The organism is Streptomyces sp. NPDC006368, from assembly GCF_040612535.1.
Classification (GTDB): Bacteria; Actinomycetota; Actinomycetes; order Streptomycetales; family Streptomycetaceae; genus Streptomyces.
In genome coordinates, this window is the sequence record NZ_JBEXQK010000014.1 from 62174 (window position 1) to 77827 (window position 15654).

The 15654-nt window shown below is 72.3% G+C and carries 14 protein-coding genes; 9 read left to right on the forward strand and 5 right to left on the reverse strand.

What is annotated here, in order from left to right:
• Position 1 precedes the first annotated feature (1 nt).
• The 3 genes from ABZZ38_RS13715 to ABZZ38_RS13725 all read left to right on the forward strand — a co-directional run bounded on the left by ABZZ38_RS13715 (position 2) and on the right by ABZZ38_RS13725 (position 3997).
• Positions 2-1597 (forward strand): serine hydrolase domain-containing protein, encoded by a 1596-nt coding sequence (locus tag ABZZ38_RS13715; protein ID WP_356739064.1) that lies wholly within the window; start codon positions 2-4, stop codon positions 1595-1597.
• A 63-nt stretch (positions 1598-1660) separates the two neighbouring features.
• Positions 1661-2503: a methyltransferase domain-containing protein gene (locus tag ABZZ38_RS13720; protein ID WP_356739065.1), complete on the forward strand. Its 843-nt coding sequence runs from the start codon at positions 1661-1663 to the stop codon at positions 2501-2503.
• A gap of 60 nt (positions 2504-2563) precedes the next feature.
• Positions 2564-3997: an MFS transporter gene (locus tag ABZZ38_RS13725; protein WP_356739067.1), complete on the forward strand. Its 1434-nt coding sequence runs from the start codon at positions 2564-2566 to the stop codon at positions 3995-3997.
• Between the two features lie 252 nt (positions 3998-4249).
• Here the strand turns inward: ABZZ38_RS13725 and ABZZ38_RS13730 are convergent, their stop codons facing one another.
• A complete protein-coding gene (locus ABZZ38_RS13730; protein ID WP_356739069.1) occupies positions 4250-4594 on the reverse strand; it encodes a hypothetical protein in 345 nt (114 codons plus the stop codon).
• Positions 4595-5082: 488 nt separating this feature from the next.
• Positions 5083-6111, reverse strand: a complete 1029-nt coding sequence (locus ABZZ38_RS13735; RefSeq protein WP_356739071.1) for a hypothetical protein — start codon at positions 6109-6111, stop codon at positions 5083-5085.
• 729 nt (positions 6112-6840) lie between these two features.
• On the opposite strand from ABZZ38_RS13735, the gene ABZZ38_RS13740 reads away from it, so the two are divergent.
• The 3 genes from ABZZ38_RS13740 (at position 6841) to ABZZ38_RS13750 (ending at position 9915) form a co-directional block, all read left to right on the forward strand.
• Complete coding sequence (locus tag ABZZ38_RS13740; protein WP_356739073.1) at positions 6841-7044, forward strand: cold-shock protein; 204 nt, start codon at positions 6841-6843, stop codon at positions 7042-7044.
• A 349-nt stretch (positions 7045-7393) separates the two neighbouring features.
• A complete protein-coding gene (locus ABZZ38_RS13745) occupies positions 7394-7684 on the forward strand; it encodes a hypothetical protein (protein WP_356739075.1) in 291 nt (96 codons plus the stop codon).
• 152 nt (positions 7685-7836) lie between these two features.
• Positions 7837-9915, forward strand: a complete 2079-nt coding sequence (locus tag ABZZ38_RS13750) for a SpoIIE family protein phosphatase (RefSeq protein WP_356739077.1) — start codon at positions 7837-7839, stop codon at positions 9913-9915.
• Positions 9916-10344: 429 nt separating this feature from the next.
• Here the strand turns inward: ABZZ38_RS13750 and ABZZ38_RS13755 are convergent, their stop codons facing one another.
• Positions 10345-10905, reverse strand: coding sequence for a quercetin 2,3-dioxygenase (locus tag ABZZ38_RS13755; RefSeq protein WP_356739079.1), 561 nt, complete (start codon positions 10903-10905; stop codon positions 10345-10347).
• A 262-nt stretch (positions 10906-11167) separates the two neighbouring features.
• Here ABZZ38_RS13755 and ABZZ38_RS13760 point away from each other — a divergent pair, with 262 nt between their 5' ends.
• From ABZZ38_RS13760 to ABZZ38_RS13770, 3 genes are all read left to right on the forward strand, one after another.
• A complete protein-coding gene (locus ABZZ38_RS13760; RefSeq protein ID WP_356739081.1) occupies positions 11168-12079 on the forward strand; it encodes an alpha/beta hydrolase in 912 nt (303 codons plus the stop codon).
• A 432-nt stretch (positions 12080-12511) separates the two neighbouring features.
• Entirely contained in the window at positions 12512-12760 is a 249-nt protein-coding gene (locus ABZZ38_RS13765) for a hypothetical protein (protein WP_356739083.1), read from the forward strand.
• A 103-nt stretch (positions 12761-12863) separates the two neighbouring features.
• Positions 12864-13058, forward strand: coding sequence for a hypothetical protein (locus ABZZ38_RS13770; RefSeq protein ID WP_356739085.1), 195 nt, complete (start codon positions 12864-12866; stop codon positions 13056-13058).
• Between the two features lie 127 nt (positions 13059-13185).
• On the opposite strand, the gene ABZZ38_RS13775 is transcribed toward ABZZ38_RS13770, so the two are convergent.
• Together ABZZ38_RS13775 and ABZZ38_RS13780 are read right to left on the reverse strand one after the other, a co-directional pair.
• On the reverse strand, positions 13186-13779 hold the full coding sequence (locus tag ABZZ38_RS13775) for a hemerythrin domain-containing protein (RefSeq protein WP_356739087.1): 594 nt from the start codon (positions 13777-13779) through the stop codon (positions 13186-13188).
• An 11-nt stretch (positions 13780-13790) separates the two neighbouring features.
• Positions 13791-14990, reverse strand: a complete 1200-nt coding sequence (locus ABZZ38_RS13780) for a hypothetical protein (protein ID WP_356739089.1) — start codon at positions 14988-14990, stop codon at positions 13791-13793.
• Positions 14991-15654 lie beyond the last annotated feature (664 nt).

Sequence of the window (15654 nt, forward strand, 5' to 3'; positions counted from 1 at the left end):
CGTGCCGACGCTCCCCGCAACCGCCGGCTATCTGTCGGACGCCTGGCTGTCCCTGGCCGCCGGGCTCGATCCCACACCGGACCCCGCCCGGCGAAGCACCGTCGCCCTCCGCCTGACGGTCACCGACCCGCCCCCCGGCGTCCACGCCACGGTCGACGTGCGCGTCGACCTCGAGGGCGGCCGGCTCGCGGTCACCCCGGCGACCGGCGAGCCACCCGGACTGCTGATCACCCTGCCGTACACCGCCGCGTACACCCTTCTGCTCGGCGCCGCGCGGCCACGCGCGGAGCTGCTGGAAGGCGGTGACGTCACGATCAGCGGCAATTTCAGCCTGCTGTTCTTCATCGACGCGGCGCTGCAACGCGACCGCAGCGGCCATGTCGCCGCCCTGCGCGCCGGCACCGCCGTACCACCGGGGTACGTGCCGTGGGACGAGCCGGAGATCGGGGGCGAGGAGACCGGCACAGCCAAGTCCGACCGCGAGGCCCTCGCCCGGGCCGCCGACACCTTGCCCGGCACCCTGAGGGAGCTGCGCCGCGAGGTGGGCGCCTCCACCCCCGGAGCGCAGTTCTACGCCTCCCTGGACGGCAGGGTTCTGGCCGACGTCGGCCTCGGCCTGGCCCGGCCCGGCGTCGCCCTGACCGCGCGGTCCGCACCCCTGTGGTACTGCTGCGCCAAGCCGCTGCTGTCGGTCGCGCTCGGCCAGCTGTGGGAGGCCGGGGACTTCGACCCCTACCGTCCGGTCGCCCACTACCTGCCCGAGTTCGGCACCAGGGGCAAGTCCCGCATCACCGCGATGGAGTTGCTCTGCCACACCGGACCGGTGCCGACGGGCCTGGACCCGCTGCACGGGGTGGTGACGGGCCCGGACACGGAACGGCTGCGGCGCGCCCTCGACGTGCCGGTCCCGCTCACCCCCTCCGAGGACCGGCCGGGCATCAACTACAGCCAGTGGTGGGCCTGGTTCGTGCTGGCCCGCCTGCTGCCCGCCATCGACGGCCGCGACTACGTCCCCTATGTCGAACAGAAGATCCTGCGCCCCTGTGGCATGGACCGCACCAGGGTGTGTCTGACCCCCGAGGACTACGCGGCGTACGGCGACCGGCTCCCGCTCATCCATGTGTCCAACCTGGGTGACGTACCGCAGCCCACCTACTTCTGGTCGACGCGCGGCGCCACCACCCGCTGTGTCCCCGGAGTGAATACCCGTGGCCCCCTCAGTGATCTCGGCCGCCTGTTCGAGATGCTGCTGAATGAGGGGACCGCCCCCGGCGGGCGCGTCCTGGCGCCGACGACTGTGGCCGCCCTCACCGCCCGTCACCGGACCGGATTGAACGACCGGTACGGAAACGCCGACTGGGGCTTCGGTTTCCGTCTCGAATGCCGTTCGCTCGGCCCCGAGTACACGAGCTTCTCGCGCCATGCCTCGCCCCGTGCCTTCGGTCACGACGGGCTGTGGACCGCCGTCGTCTTCGCCGACCCGGAGGCCCGCCTCACCGTGGCCGTCCATCTGAACGGCAAGGTGGAGCACGAGCGGCACCGCGAACGCATCCTCCGGATAGCCGACGCCGTCTACCAGGACCTCAAACTGACCTGAGACCACCGGAAACCCCGACCAGCCCCGTTTTCCCGCCCCTACGCCAGACCAGGAAGGCGCCCGATGGCACAGCAGCCCGCTCCGCCCACTCTGCCCGTCCCCGACGAGGTCGGCCGGCTCTACGACCGCTACACCGACCTCGGCAGTGCCACGCTGGGCGAGAACCTGCACTTCGGGTACTGGGACACCCCGGACAGCCCCGTTCCGCTGGACGAGGCGACCGACCGGCTGACCGACCTGATGACGGACCGTCTGCACCTGCGCCCCGGCTCCCGGGTGCTGGACCTCGGCTGCGGCACGGGCCGCCCCGCCCTCCGGATCGCCGGCCGCACGGGCGCGGACGTCACCGGCATCTCCATCAGCCCCAAGCAGGTCGAGCGGGCCAGGGCGCTGGCCGCCGACCAGGACCTGGCGGGCCGGGTCCGCTTCGAACGGGCCGACGCGATGGATCTGCCGTTCGCCGACGACTCCTTCGACGCCGTCATCGCCCTGGAGTCCATCATCCACATGCCCGACCGCGCCCACGTCCTGCGGCAGGTGGCCCGAGTGCTCCGGCCGGGCGGCAGGCTCGTGCTCACCGACTTCTTCGAACGAGCGCCGATCCCCGACTCAGGGCGGCCCGCTGTCGAGCGGTATCTGCGCGAGTTCATGATGACGATGGTTCAGGCGGAGGATTACCCGCCCCTGCTGCGCCAGGCGGGGTTGTGGTTCGAGGAGCTGACCGACATCAGTGAGCCCACCCTGCGCCGTACCTTCGTCGAGCTGTCCGCGCGGATCAGCGGCTCCGCGCAGCAACTGGCGGCCGACTACGGCGGCGAGCTGGTCCAGCAGTTCAACCCGGCCGACATGACAGAGGTCAAGGAGTTCGGTCATCTGCTCGTGGTGGCGCTGCGGCCCGTTCGCTGAGATGGCGGAATGTGGCTGTCGGCCCGTGAGGCGTTGGCAGAATGGCGGGCCATGTCACAAATGACCTCCGAACCCGGTCCCGTCCGGGCCGAGCAGCGCGGTGGCGGACCCGCGTGGATCGCTGTGTTCGCCGCGTGCGTGGGACAGTTCGTCGTTGTCCTCGACATCTCGGTGATCAACGTCGCATTGCCATCCATCCGTGCGGGGATCGACATCGGTGCGGAAAGCCTGCAGTGGGTCGTCAACGCCTATGTGATCACCTTTGCCGGCTTCCTGTTATTGGGCGGCCGTGCCTCCGACCTGTTCGGGCGCAAGAGCGTCTTCGTCCTCGGGCTCGGGATCTTCACGGCAGCGAGCCTGCTCGGTGGACTGGCGACCTCGCCATGGATGCTCATCGTCGCCCGGGCGGTGCAGGGCCTTGGTGCGGCCGTGCTGTCGCCCGCCACCCTCACGATTCTCACCACCACCTTCCCGGAGGGCGCCGGACGCGTCCGCGCGATCGGAACCTGGACAGCCGTGGGAACGGGAGGTGGCGCGGCGGGCGGGGTCATCGGGGGCGTGCTCACCGACTACCTCTCCTGGCGCTGGGTCCTGCTGATCAACGTTCCGCTGGGGCTGATCGTGATCGTGGCATCGGCGGTGTGGCTTACGGAGAGCAGGACCAAGGAGTCGGGCCGGCGTCGGCTCGACGTTCCCGGAGCCGTCCTGGCGACGCTCGGCGTGGGCAGCCTGGCCTACGGCACCGCCCAGACGGAAACGCACGGCTGGGGCTCGGCGCGGGCCCTGGGGTTCCTGCTCCTCGGCGTCATCGCGCTGGGGGCGTTCCTCGCGGTGGAGAGCCGTGCGGCCGAGCCGCTCACCCCTCTCGGGGTGTTCCGCGTGCGGTCGGTGTCAGTGGCCAACGCCATCACCATGATCAGCGGCATGGCCTTCTACGCGATGTGGTACTTCCTGTCGCTGTACATGCAGAACGTGCTGAAGTACTCAGCCGTGGAAACCGGGCTCGCTCTGCTGCCGCACACCCTGGCCGTCATCCTCTCCGCCCAGCTCGCGCCCCGGATGACGCGCTGGATCGGCGGACGCTCGCTCCTCACGCTCGCCGGTGTGCTGACGGCGGTGGGTTTCTTCTGGCAGGCGGCCATGAGGGCCGACGGCACCTTCCTGGTCAGCCTGCTGGGTCCCGGCATCGCGTTCTCCTTCGGCGCGGGGCTGATGATGACGCTCCAGTCGGTCTTCGCCACCACGGGCGTGCCCCCGGAGCAGGCGGGGGTGGTGGCAGGTCTCGTCAACACCTCGCGCACCATGGGCGGCGCACTCGGACTGTCCGTCCTGTCGTCCCTCGCCGCTGCCCGCACCGACCGGGCCGGGACCGGCCTGGACGCCCTGAACTCGGGCTACGCGAGCGCCTTCTTCGCGTCCGGGGTGGTCATCGTGCTGAGTATGGCGCTGATCGTGCTGCTGCCGCCGTCGGGGCGAAACGCGGCGACCCCGTGATCCCCCGGCCCGCCGGAGCCCGCCCCGGCGATGGCGGTCAGCGTGCGGCGGTATGGCGGTTCCCGGACCGAAGCGACAGCGGGCCCGGTCCGCCGCCCCGGCTGCGCGGGCACGGCCGTCACCGGGCTCTGTGACAGCAGCCGCCCCCCGGCCGTCATGGCTTCGACGCCTGCGCGCCAAGGGCACTCCCTGCCCGGCAGCACGAGCGGCCGGGGCACACGCAGCAGTACGAACCGTACGGCGTTTTTTTCCTCACGGCCGGTCGAACGGCGCCCCGGCACCCCACGCGGCGGGCACCGGCTGGAGGCGATCGGCGCTTCTGTCGTAGGCGATCGGATCGCCGGGGCGCTGTAAGCGCAGGGCCACGCCGGCGCCTTGGCGGTGGGCGTCCAGTCCGGCACGGCAGTACGCCACCATGTCGTCCGGCAGCGCCGCGAGCGGTGCCCATGTCATCTCGCCCTGTTCGGAGGGCAGGTGGAGCAGCCCGCTCGCGTACACCGGACCGGCCCGGCGGGACAGCAGCACCTCTTCGGCGTGGCCGCCGGTGCGGCGCAGGATGAGGTGGACGTCGACGTGGGCGGAGAAGCGCTGCGTCATCGTCCGTCACCTCCCCGTCCGAGGCCGAGGCCGAGGCCGGGGCGCGGGCGCAGCGGTGTGCGGGGGCCCTGACTGCTCGCCGGCGCCCGTCCCGCCCCCCACCCATCTCCGGGACGCGTTGCTTCCGGGCGGGACGTGGGACGACCGCGCACCGGACACGCGTCAACCCGGTCCGCGCCGTGGGCCGCATGGCTCCCGAACCTCCCGGTGCGTTCGAACTCCGCAGGCCGGTTCGCGGGGGTCGGGGCAGGGGCCATCGGGCCCTCCGGATGGGTGTGTCACGGGTTCCGGTGCTCCAATACACGGACCCGACGGGCGCCCGTAACGGGCGAATCAGGGGCAGATTTTGGACAAACGTTCCCCTCATGGGTGCTGGGTGAGGGATGCTCGGGCGGGAGTGGTTGAGTGACGTTCGAACGCGTCGGTTCACTCTTTCGAGGGATTACGGCGCCCCGCCGCCGGAGGCGGATCCGGGCGGGCCCGGGCTGTCAGTACAGCGGACCGGTGGGGAACATGTGATCCGGGGGGAAGGGGTCGTACGGCACCGGCGGTGGCCGATGGGCGTTCTCCGCGTGCCGGTCGGCGAGCCGGGCCGGCCATTCCATGACCCACATGAGCGCGGCGGTCCCCATCAGGGGCCAGAGGCCGTCGATGTGCAGCCGGAGCTCCATCAGGGTGGTGGCCTGGCAGATCAACCACAACGCGACCGCGTTGGCCGCGACGAGGAGGAGCGACGCCACACCGGGCACGGGCAGGGTGAGGGTGAGCCGCAGCCGCAACTGGAAGAGGCACGACAGCGCGGTCAGGGTGAGCGCCTGCCACCGGCCCGGGCCGTCGAGACGTACGCCGTCCAGGAGCGCGACGGCGAGCGCGAGGCCGCCCGCGTTGAGCGCGACGGCGAAGAGGCCGCGTACGGCGGCACCTCTGGAGCGCTTGCGGAGCAGGGCGAACAGCAGACGGGTCACCGTCGCGACGGCGATGACGAGAACGCCGGACACGACCACGGGCCACAGCCCGGTCAGCTCCGCCGACAGCCCCGCGGCCCGACAGACCCGTACCGCGGCCCACAGCGCCACCGGGGACACCACCGCGAACGTCACCAGCCCGACGAGCATGTGCAGCGCCACGAGCACCATGTGCCGGCGCATGGGAGCGAAGAACTCCCAGTCCGAGGCGGCGAAGTCGGGCTCCTGGGCCATGCGCCGCTGATTGCGCCGTAACGCCCGTCCCAGAAGATGCCCGACCGGCCAGGGAACGATCAGCACCGCCGCGCCGGTGAACGCCGCCACCAGCGCCACGGCGGCCAGTTGCCGGTCAGCCGGTCCGTCCAGTCGGAAGCCGACGACCAGGAGCGCGGCGACCCACACCCCGGCCGCCGTTCCGGCGAACCGCCGCCCGGCGGCAACCACCCGTCGCCCGGGCCGTGTCCGGGCCGGTGCCACCGCTCCGCCCGGACGCGACGACCCGGCCGTGTCCGGTGTGCCCGGCGTGTTCTGTGCCCCGGTGTCGTCCACCATCAGCCCGTCCCCCTTGTGGCCCGACGCGCCTCTCGTGGGGCACGCCCCTCCCCGGGTTTTGTCCCGCGGGGGCTGTACGCAACCCCGCCGAGCACGGACCGCGCGCCGAGTGGAGCACGAAGGTCGAAGGCCTGGACGGTTGGCTCGACGCGGCGAGGTCGGTGTCAGGTCGGCGGCCCCTGTGCGCCGTGCCGGCGACCGCCGCGGGTTCTCCCGAAGCCGATGGGCTCGGACCGTCTCTTCCGAGCCGTCGCCCGCCAGGAGGTCTTTTTGCCGGTTGCCGCTGGATGAGCCGTACGGGGGGAGAGGGGCGGGGCGATCGAGGAACGACACTCCGATGGGCGAGCCCGGCGCGCACGGCGCACGGGCGGTCACGCGGGGAGCGGCAGCGATCACCGCGCTGGGTCACGGCCGCCGGACATGTCGTCGCGCCGCACAGCGCGCGACGAAGCGCCGGTGACCGGCCGATGGGACACATGGTCCATCACGCGGCGCGGGGACCGGGCCGGCGGACCCGGTTGGGGCGGATCTGTGACGCCGCGGGGGAAACCATGGTCGTTGCTCTCTGGTGGGGGACCGCTTCGCGGTGTAGCGTCACTGTCAGATGTCGTGGTTCGCGGTACCCGCTCACGCTCCGGCGTGAGCGCTTTGCTGTGTGCAGTGCGGGACCAGGGCGATCACCTCCGGGTCCGCGCGGTGCGGATCCGATATCGACTGAGAGGCACGAGCATGGCCAGCGGAACCGTGAAGTGGTTCAACTCCGAAAAGGGCTTCGGTTTCATCGCGCAGGACGGCGGCGGTCCGGACGTCTTCGCGCACTACTCCAACATCAACTCCTCCGGCTTCCGTGAGCTCCAGGAAGGCCAGGCCGTGACCTTCGACGTCACGCAGGGCCAGAAGGGCCCGCAGGCGGAGAACATCACCGTCGCCTGACGTACCGGCCGACTGACGGGCCCCCTGAGCATGGCGCTCAGGGGGCCCGGACGTTTCCCCGACCGCCCGCCGGGTCCGCTCCGCGCCCCGTCGCGCTGCCCGCCGTACACCCGGGGCCACGGGGGATGGTCGTGATCATCGCCGTATCCCGTACGCCTGCGCGGAGTTGCTGCCCCGGCCGACCAGCCGCCGAAGCGCCTGTCGCCAGTGTTGGCCGCAGCGGTGCTCGCGTCGGGCTGTTCCGCGGGCGGCGGGTCACGAGCCGGACGGCGCGGCGACGCACCCGGGCGCCGGCACACCGCAGGCCCCGCCAACCGGTGCGGCGCCCCCGCCGGACGCCCCGGCACCGGTGTCACCCGCGCGATCGCGGGAGGCGCTGCTCAGCTCGGCCGAGCTGGGGAACCGTTTCGCGAGAAGCCCGAACCCGGACGACCGCGCCGACAGGATCGCGGGCTGCCCTGCCCTGGACCGGGCGCTCGGCGGATCGGCCACGACCGAGGCCCTCGGCAGCGCCGGCCCGGCCCAGCTCGACGCCGCGCTGGTACCGATCGAATCACTCGCCGAGTGCCGGTCGGCCACGTTCCTCACCCCGACGCGCGATGTCGACGTCACCGTCGGCATCAGGACAGCCGCACCCTGAACGCTCCGGCCACGTGGCGCCGTCCTGCCGGCGGCGGCTCGGGCGCAGGGGCTGCGGCGGTCACGGGTGCGGAGAGACGATGGAAGTCGTCACGTCGCCTGCCGTCGGGAGCGGCGTCATCGCCGCCACCGCGGGTGGAAGGAGCGCCGGCCATGGGTGCAGAGGGGTTCCCGCCCGATCCGGCTCCTGCCGGCGGGGTGGAGGTGGGTCCGTCTGCGCGGGGCGGGCTGCTGGACGTGCTGGGCGTGGCGGCGGTCGTCATGGACGCGGACGGGCGGATCGTGTTCTGGAGCCCGCAGGCCCAGGCGTTGCTGGGCTTCAGCGCCGAGGAGGCGCTGGGCCGGTTCGCGGCCCAGCTGCTGGTGGCGGACGAGCACGTCGATCTTGTGCTGCGGTTGTTCGCCGAGGTGATGAGCGGTGAGGGGAGCTGGGCGGGCGTCTTCCCCGCGAAGCACAGGGACGGCGGTACGCGGCTGCTGGAGTTCCGCAACATGCGGTTGCAGGACGACCGCGGTGATCTGTACGCCCTGGGGCTGGCCACCGATCGGGACACGCTGTGGCGTGTGGAGCGGGACCTGGCGCTGTCCGTGCGGCTGGTCGACCAGTCCCCGATCGGGCTGGCCGTCCTGGACACCCACCTCAGGTACGTGATGGTCAACCCGGCGCTGGAGCGGCTGAACGGACTGGCCGCGGAGGAGCACCTCGGCCGGAGCGCGCGGGAGGCGCTGCCGTTCCTGGACGCCGACAGCGTCGAGGCAGTGATGCGTCGGGTGCTGGCCACCGGCGTCCCACAGCTGGACCAGTACACCGTCGGCCGCACCGAGGCCGACCCCGACACCGAGCACGCCTGGTCGGTGTCGTACTACCGGCTGGAGGACCCCGGCGGGACGGTGCTGGGCGTGGGTATCTCAGTGGTGGACGTGACCGACCGGCACCGTGCCGCCCTGGAAGCCGAGCGGGCCCGGCACCGGCTGGCCCTGGTCGCCGACGCCTCCGTGCGCATCGGTACCACGCTGGACCTGGAGCAGACCGCCCGTGAGCTGGCCGATGTCGCCGTGCCCGAGCTCGCCGACATGGCCGCGGTGGACGTCCTCGACTCGGCGCTGACCGGCCACCGCACCACTGTTCCCGCTCACGGACCCGCCCTGTTCAGGGCCCTGGCCGTCGCCGCCGCCTACCCCACCACCGCCGCCGACGCCGCCGACCCTCCGGGGCAGCCGGCCCGTTACGACGCCGACCGCCTGGTGACGCGGTGCGTCAACACGAGCCGGCCCGTCATGGTCCCCCACGTGGGGGAGACCGACCTGTCCCTCATCGCCCGCGACCCGCGTGCCGCGGCCCTGCTGGCCCGGGCCGGCGTCCACTCCTACCTGGCCGTGCCCCTGATCGCGCGCGGTGAAGTCCTCGGCGCCCTCGACCTCGTACGGGCCCGCAATCCCCTGCCCTTCACGGAGGACGACGCCCTCCTGGCCGGCGAACTGGCCGCCCGTGCGGCGGTGTGCATCGACAACGCCCGCTGGTACCAGCAGCAGCGCGACACGGCCCTGACCCTCCAGCGCAGCCTCCTGCCCGATCCGCCGCCGCACCTGTTCGGCCTGGAGGTCGCCTCCCGCTACCAGCCCGCGGGGGCCGCCAGCGAGGTCGGCGGGGACTGGTACGACATCATCCCCCTGCCCGGCGACATGACCGCGCTCGTCGTCGGCGACGTCATGGGCAGCGGCATCAACGCCGCCACGACCATGGGGCGGCTGAGCACCGCCACCCAGACGCTCGCCGGACTGGGCCTCGGTCCCGAGCAGGTGCTCCGCAACCTGGACAGGATCACCGCCGGACTGGATCCGTACATCGCCACCTGCACCTATGTGCTGTACGACCCCCACAGCGCGCAGTGCCGCATCTCCACCGCCGGACACCTGCCCCCCGTCCGTATGCGGCCCGGACACACCCCCGAGCTCCTCGACCTGCCCACCGGCGCTCCGCTGGGCGTCGGCGGCGTGCCCTTCCGCACCACCGCGGTGGACCTGGACCCCGGCGACCAGCTGGTCCTCTACACCGACGGGCTGGTCGAGACCCGCGACCAGGACATCGACACCCGTCTGCAAGCCCTGCTGACCCTTCTCACCGGTCCGCACCGCAACCTGGAGGACACCTGCGACCACCTCCTGACCGCACTGCGGCACCCCGACGACCACGACGACGTCGCCCTGCTCATCGCCCGCATCCGCCGCTGATCCCCGCTCCGGGCGAGGCCCGGTGCGACGAGCGAGACGAGCGCAGCCGCCGCCTCGCGGGTGCGGAGGCCGGTGACGGGCCCCGAGACGGTGCCGGACGGCCCCAGGGGGCCTGCCGGGGCGCACGGCTCCCGGGTCACGCCACTGCCGCCTCCGCAGGGACGGGATCGAATATGCGGTGTGCTGTGGGCGGAGGTGACCTCGGGGGTCGGGCGGTTCACAGGGGCCTCCGGCTGAGAGGGCAGCGGTGCTCTTCCTCCGTCGGCCGCACGGCTCCGCAGCGCTGGCATGTCTGGAGGTTGTCGAAGCCGGTCGCGCAGGCGAAGCAGAAGTCCACCGGGCGTTCCCGGTCAGCCGCCGTCGCCCGCGACGCCGCGTACAGGGCACCGACCAGCGCCCCCGCCGGCAGCGCTGCACATGGATCATCGGTCAGTTGCCGGTGCGCCACCGGTGGTCGGGCAGGTAGCGGACGTCGAAGTTCTCCTCGGCGGCGCGGAACCTGTCGGGGCCGGGGAAGCGCGGCTGGTGGGGCAGGCCGATCTCCTCGGTCGGGGCGCCGAGGTTCTCGAAGAACCGCTCGAAGGTGACGCCGGGGCCGGCGGCCACGCCGACGACCCGACTGTGGTGGCGCTCGATGCGGTAGGCGTGCGGGCAGTTCTTGGGTACGAAGCCGAAGTCGCCGCTGGTGAGCAGCTTTTCCCGCTGCTCGCCCCGGAGGTCCTCGACGAAGAGGCGGACCGCGCCGTCGGTGACGTAGAAGACCTCGTAGGTGTCGGCGTGGACGTGGGCGGGGATCAGGTCGCCCTTGGGGCCTTCGACCGTGAAGAAGTTGAAGCTGTTCTCGGTCTGTTCGCCGCCGGCGTAGACGGTGACCAGGTCGGCGATCAGGTGGGCGCGGTCGCCCATGCCCTTCTCGATGAAGTACGGCGTGCCCGGCTCGGGGGGTATGTGCGAGCGCGAGCGGTAGCGGGTGGCGAACTCCATGGTCATGGAAACCTCCGGGAGTTGGGGCCGACAAGATACGTCAGGCTACCTGACGGTTGAGGGGGGTGGCAGCCGCTTTCGACGCTTGACCGTCAGGAAACCTGACGTTACTTTTCGGTGATCGCTTCCGGAGCCCCGACTGTCGGCCGCGGGACGCCGACGTCCTCCGCCCTCACCGCCGGTGGCACCCGGAAGCCGATGGACCCGCAACCCGCCACCCGATGCCCGGGCCCGCTCGCCCACCCCGGCCACCGTCCTGGAGAACTCCGTGCTCCTCCCGCCCGAACTCGTCGCCCTCCTCACCCCGCCGCCCCCCGCCCGGCTTCCCCTGCCGCCGCCCGCGCACCTCGCTGGGGGCGTCCGGCTGCTGCGCGGCGCCGTCTACTCCGCCCCCGCCGGCATCCGTCCCCTCGAACTCGACCTGTGGCTGCCCGAAGAGCCGCGGGATGAGCCGCACGGTGGATGGCCCGTCATCGTCCACCTCCACGGCGGTGGATGGCGCGCCGGCACCCGCGGGGACATGGGACCGCGCATGCGGGACTGGCGGCCGGGACCGTTCGCCCGGCTCGCCCGGGCCGGGTTCGCCGTCGCCGGCGTCGACTACCGGCTGAGCGGCGAGGCGATCTACCCCGCCCAACTCGACGACGTCACCGCCGCCCTCGCCTGGCTGCACACCCGGGCCGCCGAGCTCGGCCTGGACACCCGCCGGATCGTGGCCTGGGGCGAATCGGCGGGCGCCCATCTGGCCGCCCTGCTCGCGCTGACCGCCCCCACTCCGGTCAGCGGCTGCGTCGCCTGGTACGGACCGATGGACCTGACCACCCTGCCCGCCCAGGCCACCCCGCCCGGCGCCTACGACCCCGCCGACCCCGGAACCCGCGAAGCCCTGCTCATCGGGGCGGCGATCGCCGACGCGCCCGACCGCGCCCGCGCGGCCAGCCCGGTCACCCACGTCACCGCCGACGCGCCGCCGTTCCTCATCCTCCACGGCACCGATGACGCCGCGATCCCCCTGGCCCAGGGCGCCCGGCTCGCGGCAGCCCTGCGCGACGCCGGTGTGGAGGTGGACTTCCGCCCGGTCCCCGGCGCCGACCACGCCTGGGCCGGCCTCTCCGACCGGGAGGTCGAGCGGTGCTTCGACACGTCCTTGAGATTCGCCCGCGCCCGGACGGCGGCGTGATGCACCCGCCGGGGGCCGTCCCCGGCGCCGGACCGGGCCCCGGGCACGGGGCCCGGCCGGCCACCACCCCGCTCCCGCGGAAGGCGTCAGGCAACTGCGCGAGATGACGCGCGCCGCCGCCGCCGACGGCACGGCGAGCGTCCTGGCGGGCCTTCCCGGCGCCGTCATCGAGAGGGGGGCACCGCCGAGGGGCCCGAGGAGCAGCCCGGCAATGGCTGGATCGTCGCCCGTCGCGGCAACGCCGCCGTGGCCCGCGTCGTCCAGAACGGGGGCACCGGCGGTGCCTCCGCCGGCCTCGTCGTCCGCGACCTCCTGGCCGCGGTGCCACCCGGCCCCTCGGGCACGCCGGCCTCGCGCCCCGGCCTCGCGCCACGGATGAGTGGAGGGCGGACGGGTACCCGGGTGGCCGGATCCGTAGGGAGGCCACTGCCGATGATCAATGAGAGCCATGTCCGCGAACTGCTCGACGCGGGCGACGACGACGCCGCGCTGGTCCTGCTGGAGGGGAGGGCACAGGTCGTTGCTCCGTCCGAGCGCGCTTCCGACGCGTACCGAGGTGCCGCGGTACTCCTCTCGCGCGGTGACCTGGTCGGGCGGCTGGGCACCTCCACCCCCTCGGACCATGAGGTACGGACGCTCGCGACGACGCTACGGACCATGGCGGCGGAGATCGGGGCCTGAACCGCGGGTTTCGCCCGGTCACGGTTTCACCGTGCCGCGAGGGGAACCCGTCGTGCGGCGCCCGCCGAGCCGGCGAGGGCCGAGGCACCATCCAGGAGGAGCCATGGGAGAGCCTGGACAGCGGGAAGAGCGCGAGAAGTCGCCGCTGGAGCGTGTGACCGGCGAGAACGACGTCACCCCGGACGAAGAGCGCGAACGCTCTCGCGGAGCACGGCCCGCGCGCGACACCGAGCGCACCGGCGCGGGAGAACCGGGGAAGGCGCACGCCGAAGACACGGAGCGGCCCGACGCACCCTGACGCGCCGCCCACAGCGTCGTACAGCGCGACCACAACGGCCTCGCGACCACAACGGCCCGCGGGTGGAGTGGGGACCACTCCACCCGCGGGCCGATGCCATCGGACCACCATGCGGGGAGGCGGCGGCTCAGCCGTCCTTGCCCATGGCCTTTCGCACCGCGTCCTTCGTCCGGTCCATCAGTGCGGCGACCGGGCCCAGCGCGACATTGGCCGCGGCGGACTCCACGCCCGGATGCGGGCGCGTGGGCGCCATCGCCTCGGCCGCCTTGACACCCTTGGCCATCGCGGCCAGCTGGGTGACGTCCGTGCTGCGCCGGATGTGGATGAACTCGTACCGCTCCTCGGCCCGCGCGTGGGACTGGACGTCCTGGCGCAGCGCCAGGAGCCGGGGAAGGAACTTCGGGTCGTCGGGGTCCATGTCATCGAGCATGGACAGCGTTTCCTTGGCGTCCTTCTCCTCGGCGAGGCGGTCCTTCACCACCTGATCGCCGCCGGCGATGGTACGGCGCGCGAAGGGGTGGACCACCTCCTCCTCGGCCGTCTCGTGGACGGCGAGGAGACGCACGAGGTTCCGGAAGGCCTCCCGGCGGGCGTCCCCGGTGCTCCGCTCGACCTCGTCGAAGAGGTTGCGGATGTCGCCGTGCTGGCGCATGAGGAGCGCGACCACGTCGTTGTCGGGGGCGTTGTCGTCCCCGGCGTGCGGCGTCTTCGTGTCGGACACGTCCGCCCTCCTCACTTCTCGCGCATCGCGGGGTCGGGGTGCTCACCCTCGGTCTCGACGCGGTACTCGCGGCCGAACATCTCGTCGTGCTGGGCCATGACCCGCTCGCTGGGCGGCTCCTCGCCGCCGTGGATCTGCTCCTGCAGCTTCTCGAACCGCTCGTGCGCCTCGCGCACATAACCGGCGCCGAGGGTGGTGAGGTCCATCTGGGTGTCGAGCAGCTCGCGCACGTACGCCTTGTTCGGCTCGAAGGTCAGCACGTTGGGCAGCTCCGGCGCGAGCACCGACTCGGGCTCCCGGCCGTCGTGGCGCCGCATCAGATCGCAGGCCAGGTGCAGGTGTTCGAGCTCCATGTTGAGGTGAAGCTCCCAGATCGCCTTGATCCTGGGGTCGCTCTCCTGCTCCATGAACGAGTAGTACAGGTAGCACTCGTTGTACTCGTGGTTGACGAGCTGCTCCCACCAGGTCTCGCCGGGGTCGACGAGCGACTCGTAGTGGGTGACGTGCTCCTCCTCGATGAGCCCGATCTCCTGGTACAGCTGACGGGCGATCGGCTCCATGTAGGTGGGGCCGGTGTTCATGTAGAAGTTCATCGTCTGCTGCTCGGCCGACATGACGGTCAGCGCGTGCAGCTTCGACAGCGGGTTCGTGGTGGTGCGGTCGTAGGGGTCGCGGACGTTGTCGAACGGGTGACGGTGGTGGTACTTCGTCGGCCGCCCCGGGATGACCTCGGTGAGGTTGTCGACGATCGACTCGGCCTTGCGGTGCTCGATCATCTCGTACAGGTTCGCGTACCGGTACAGGTGGTCGAAGTCCTCCAGGACGCCGAACTGGTACGCCTGCTTCAGGTACGGGTCCGGCTCCATCCGGGCCACCCACGCCGTCAGGTCCACCGCGACCTGCTCGTACGCGATGGTCGTCTCCAGGACCGACGACACTCCGGGCAGCAGCCAGTTCACGACCTTCTGCTGCTGAGCCTCGATGTAGCGGGTCTGTGCCAGCTGCCGCTTGACCTCGGGGTCGATCGTGTTCCGTGCCAGGTTGTGGCTGAACAGGATGGCTTCGACCTCGATGCCGTTCATGGTGATGATCCGGCACCGGGTGTACGGGTCGCAGTGGTCGGGGTCGATCGGGGCCACGTTCAGCTCGCGCCAGTTCCTGATCTGGCGGTCCAGCGGGATGCCTCGCTGCTCCAGCGGATTGAACGTCATGCGTTTGCCTCCATGAAAGCTGAGGGTGAGTGTGACGGTTACCCCCTGAGGCGAAGACGCAACAGCAAGTTCAGCGGGCGTCGAACATTTTGCGCAAGGCGCGGTCCTCGACCGGCGTGTACGCGCTCCTCCCGCCCCGCCTGCCACCTCACCGGCGTAATGCGGCAGCCGTTCCCGGTCCCGGTCCGGTCCCGGTCCGGTTCGCCTTGCGGCACCGTCTACGTGATGGTGCCGGGCGTGGGTTGGACCCGCATCCCGGGGCGACGGCGGTGCACCGTCATCAGACCCGGTCCGGTTCACCAGGCCGCGCGTGGAGCCGTGGGGGGCCCACGCCCGGCTGCCCGCGCGCAGGGGCGTCGACCCGTCGGCGGCGACCGGGGCGCCCTCACCCTCGACGACGAGGAGCAGGACGCCCAGCTCCGGCTCCACGTACGCACCGACCCGCCCCCCCCCGGCGGGGCGCGGACGACATCGGCGTCGAGCTGCCGCCCGGGCTCGGCCGGCCGCCACGGCGCCGCCCCCGCCCGTTCCGGGCCGAACGCCTGGCCGAGCTTCGCTTCCGCATCCGGGTCGGGGTCGGGATGCGTGAGCGCCCGTACATCGCACAAGATCCTCGGCAGCGGGTCCGGGGGGTCGGCGGGAGACCCGGAACCGGGGGAGCCGC

Bases quoted from the DNA above. Each gene is read 5' to 3' on its own strand.
- ABZZ38_RS13720 (WP_356739065.1), top strand. From the start codon at position 1,661: ATGGCACAGCAGCCCGCTCCGCCCACTCTGCCCGTCCCCGACGAGGTC.
- ABZZ38_RS13725 (WP_356739067.1), top strand. From the start codon at position 2,564: ATGACCTCCGAACCCGGTCCCGTCCGGGCCGAGCAGCGCGGTGGCGGA.
- ABZZ38_RS13730 (WP_356739069.1), bottom strand. From the start codon at position 4,594: ATGACGCAGCGCTTCTCCGCCCACGTCGACGTCCACCTCATCCTGCGC.
- ABZZ38_RS13735 (WP_356739071.1), bottom strand. From the start codon at position 6,111: ATGGTGGACGACACCGGGGCACAGAACACGCCGGGCACACCGGACACG.
- ABZZ38_RS13740 (WP_356739073.1), top strand. From the start codon at position 6,841: ATGGCCAGCGGAACCGTGAAGTGGTTCAACTCCGAAAAGGGCTTCGGT.
- ABZZ38_RS13750 (WP_356739077.1), top strand. From the start codon at position 7,837: ATGGGTGCAGAGGGGTTCCCGCCCGATCCGGCTCCTGCCGGCGGGGTG.
- ABZZ38_RS13755 (WP_356739079.1), bottom strand. From the start codon at position 10,905: ATGACCATGGAGTTCGCCACCCGCTACCGCTCGCGCTCGCACATACCC.
- ABZZ38_RS13765 (WP_356739083.1), top strand. From the start codon at position 12,512: ATGATCAATGAGAGCCATGTCCGCGAACTGCTCGACGCGGGCGACGAC.
- ABZZ38_RS13770 (WP_356739085.1), top strand. From the start codon at position 12,864: ATGGGAGAGCCTGGACAGCGGGAAGAGCGCGAGAAGTCGCCGCTGGAG.
- ABZZ38_RS13780 (WP_356739089.1), bottom strand. From the start codon at position 14,990: ATGACGTTCAATCCGCTGGAGCAGCGAGGCATCCCGCTGGACCGCCAG.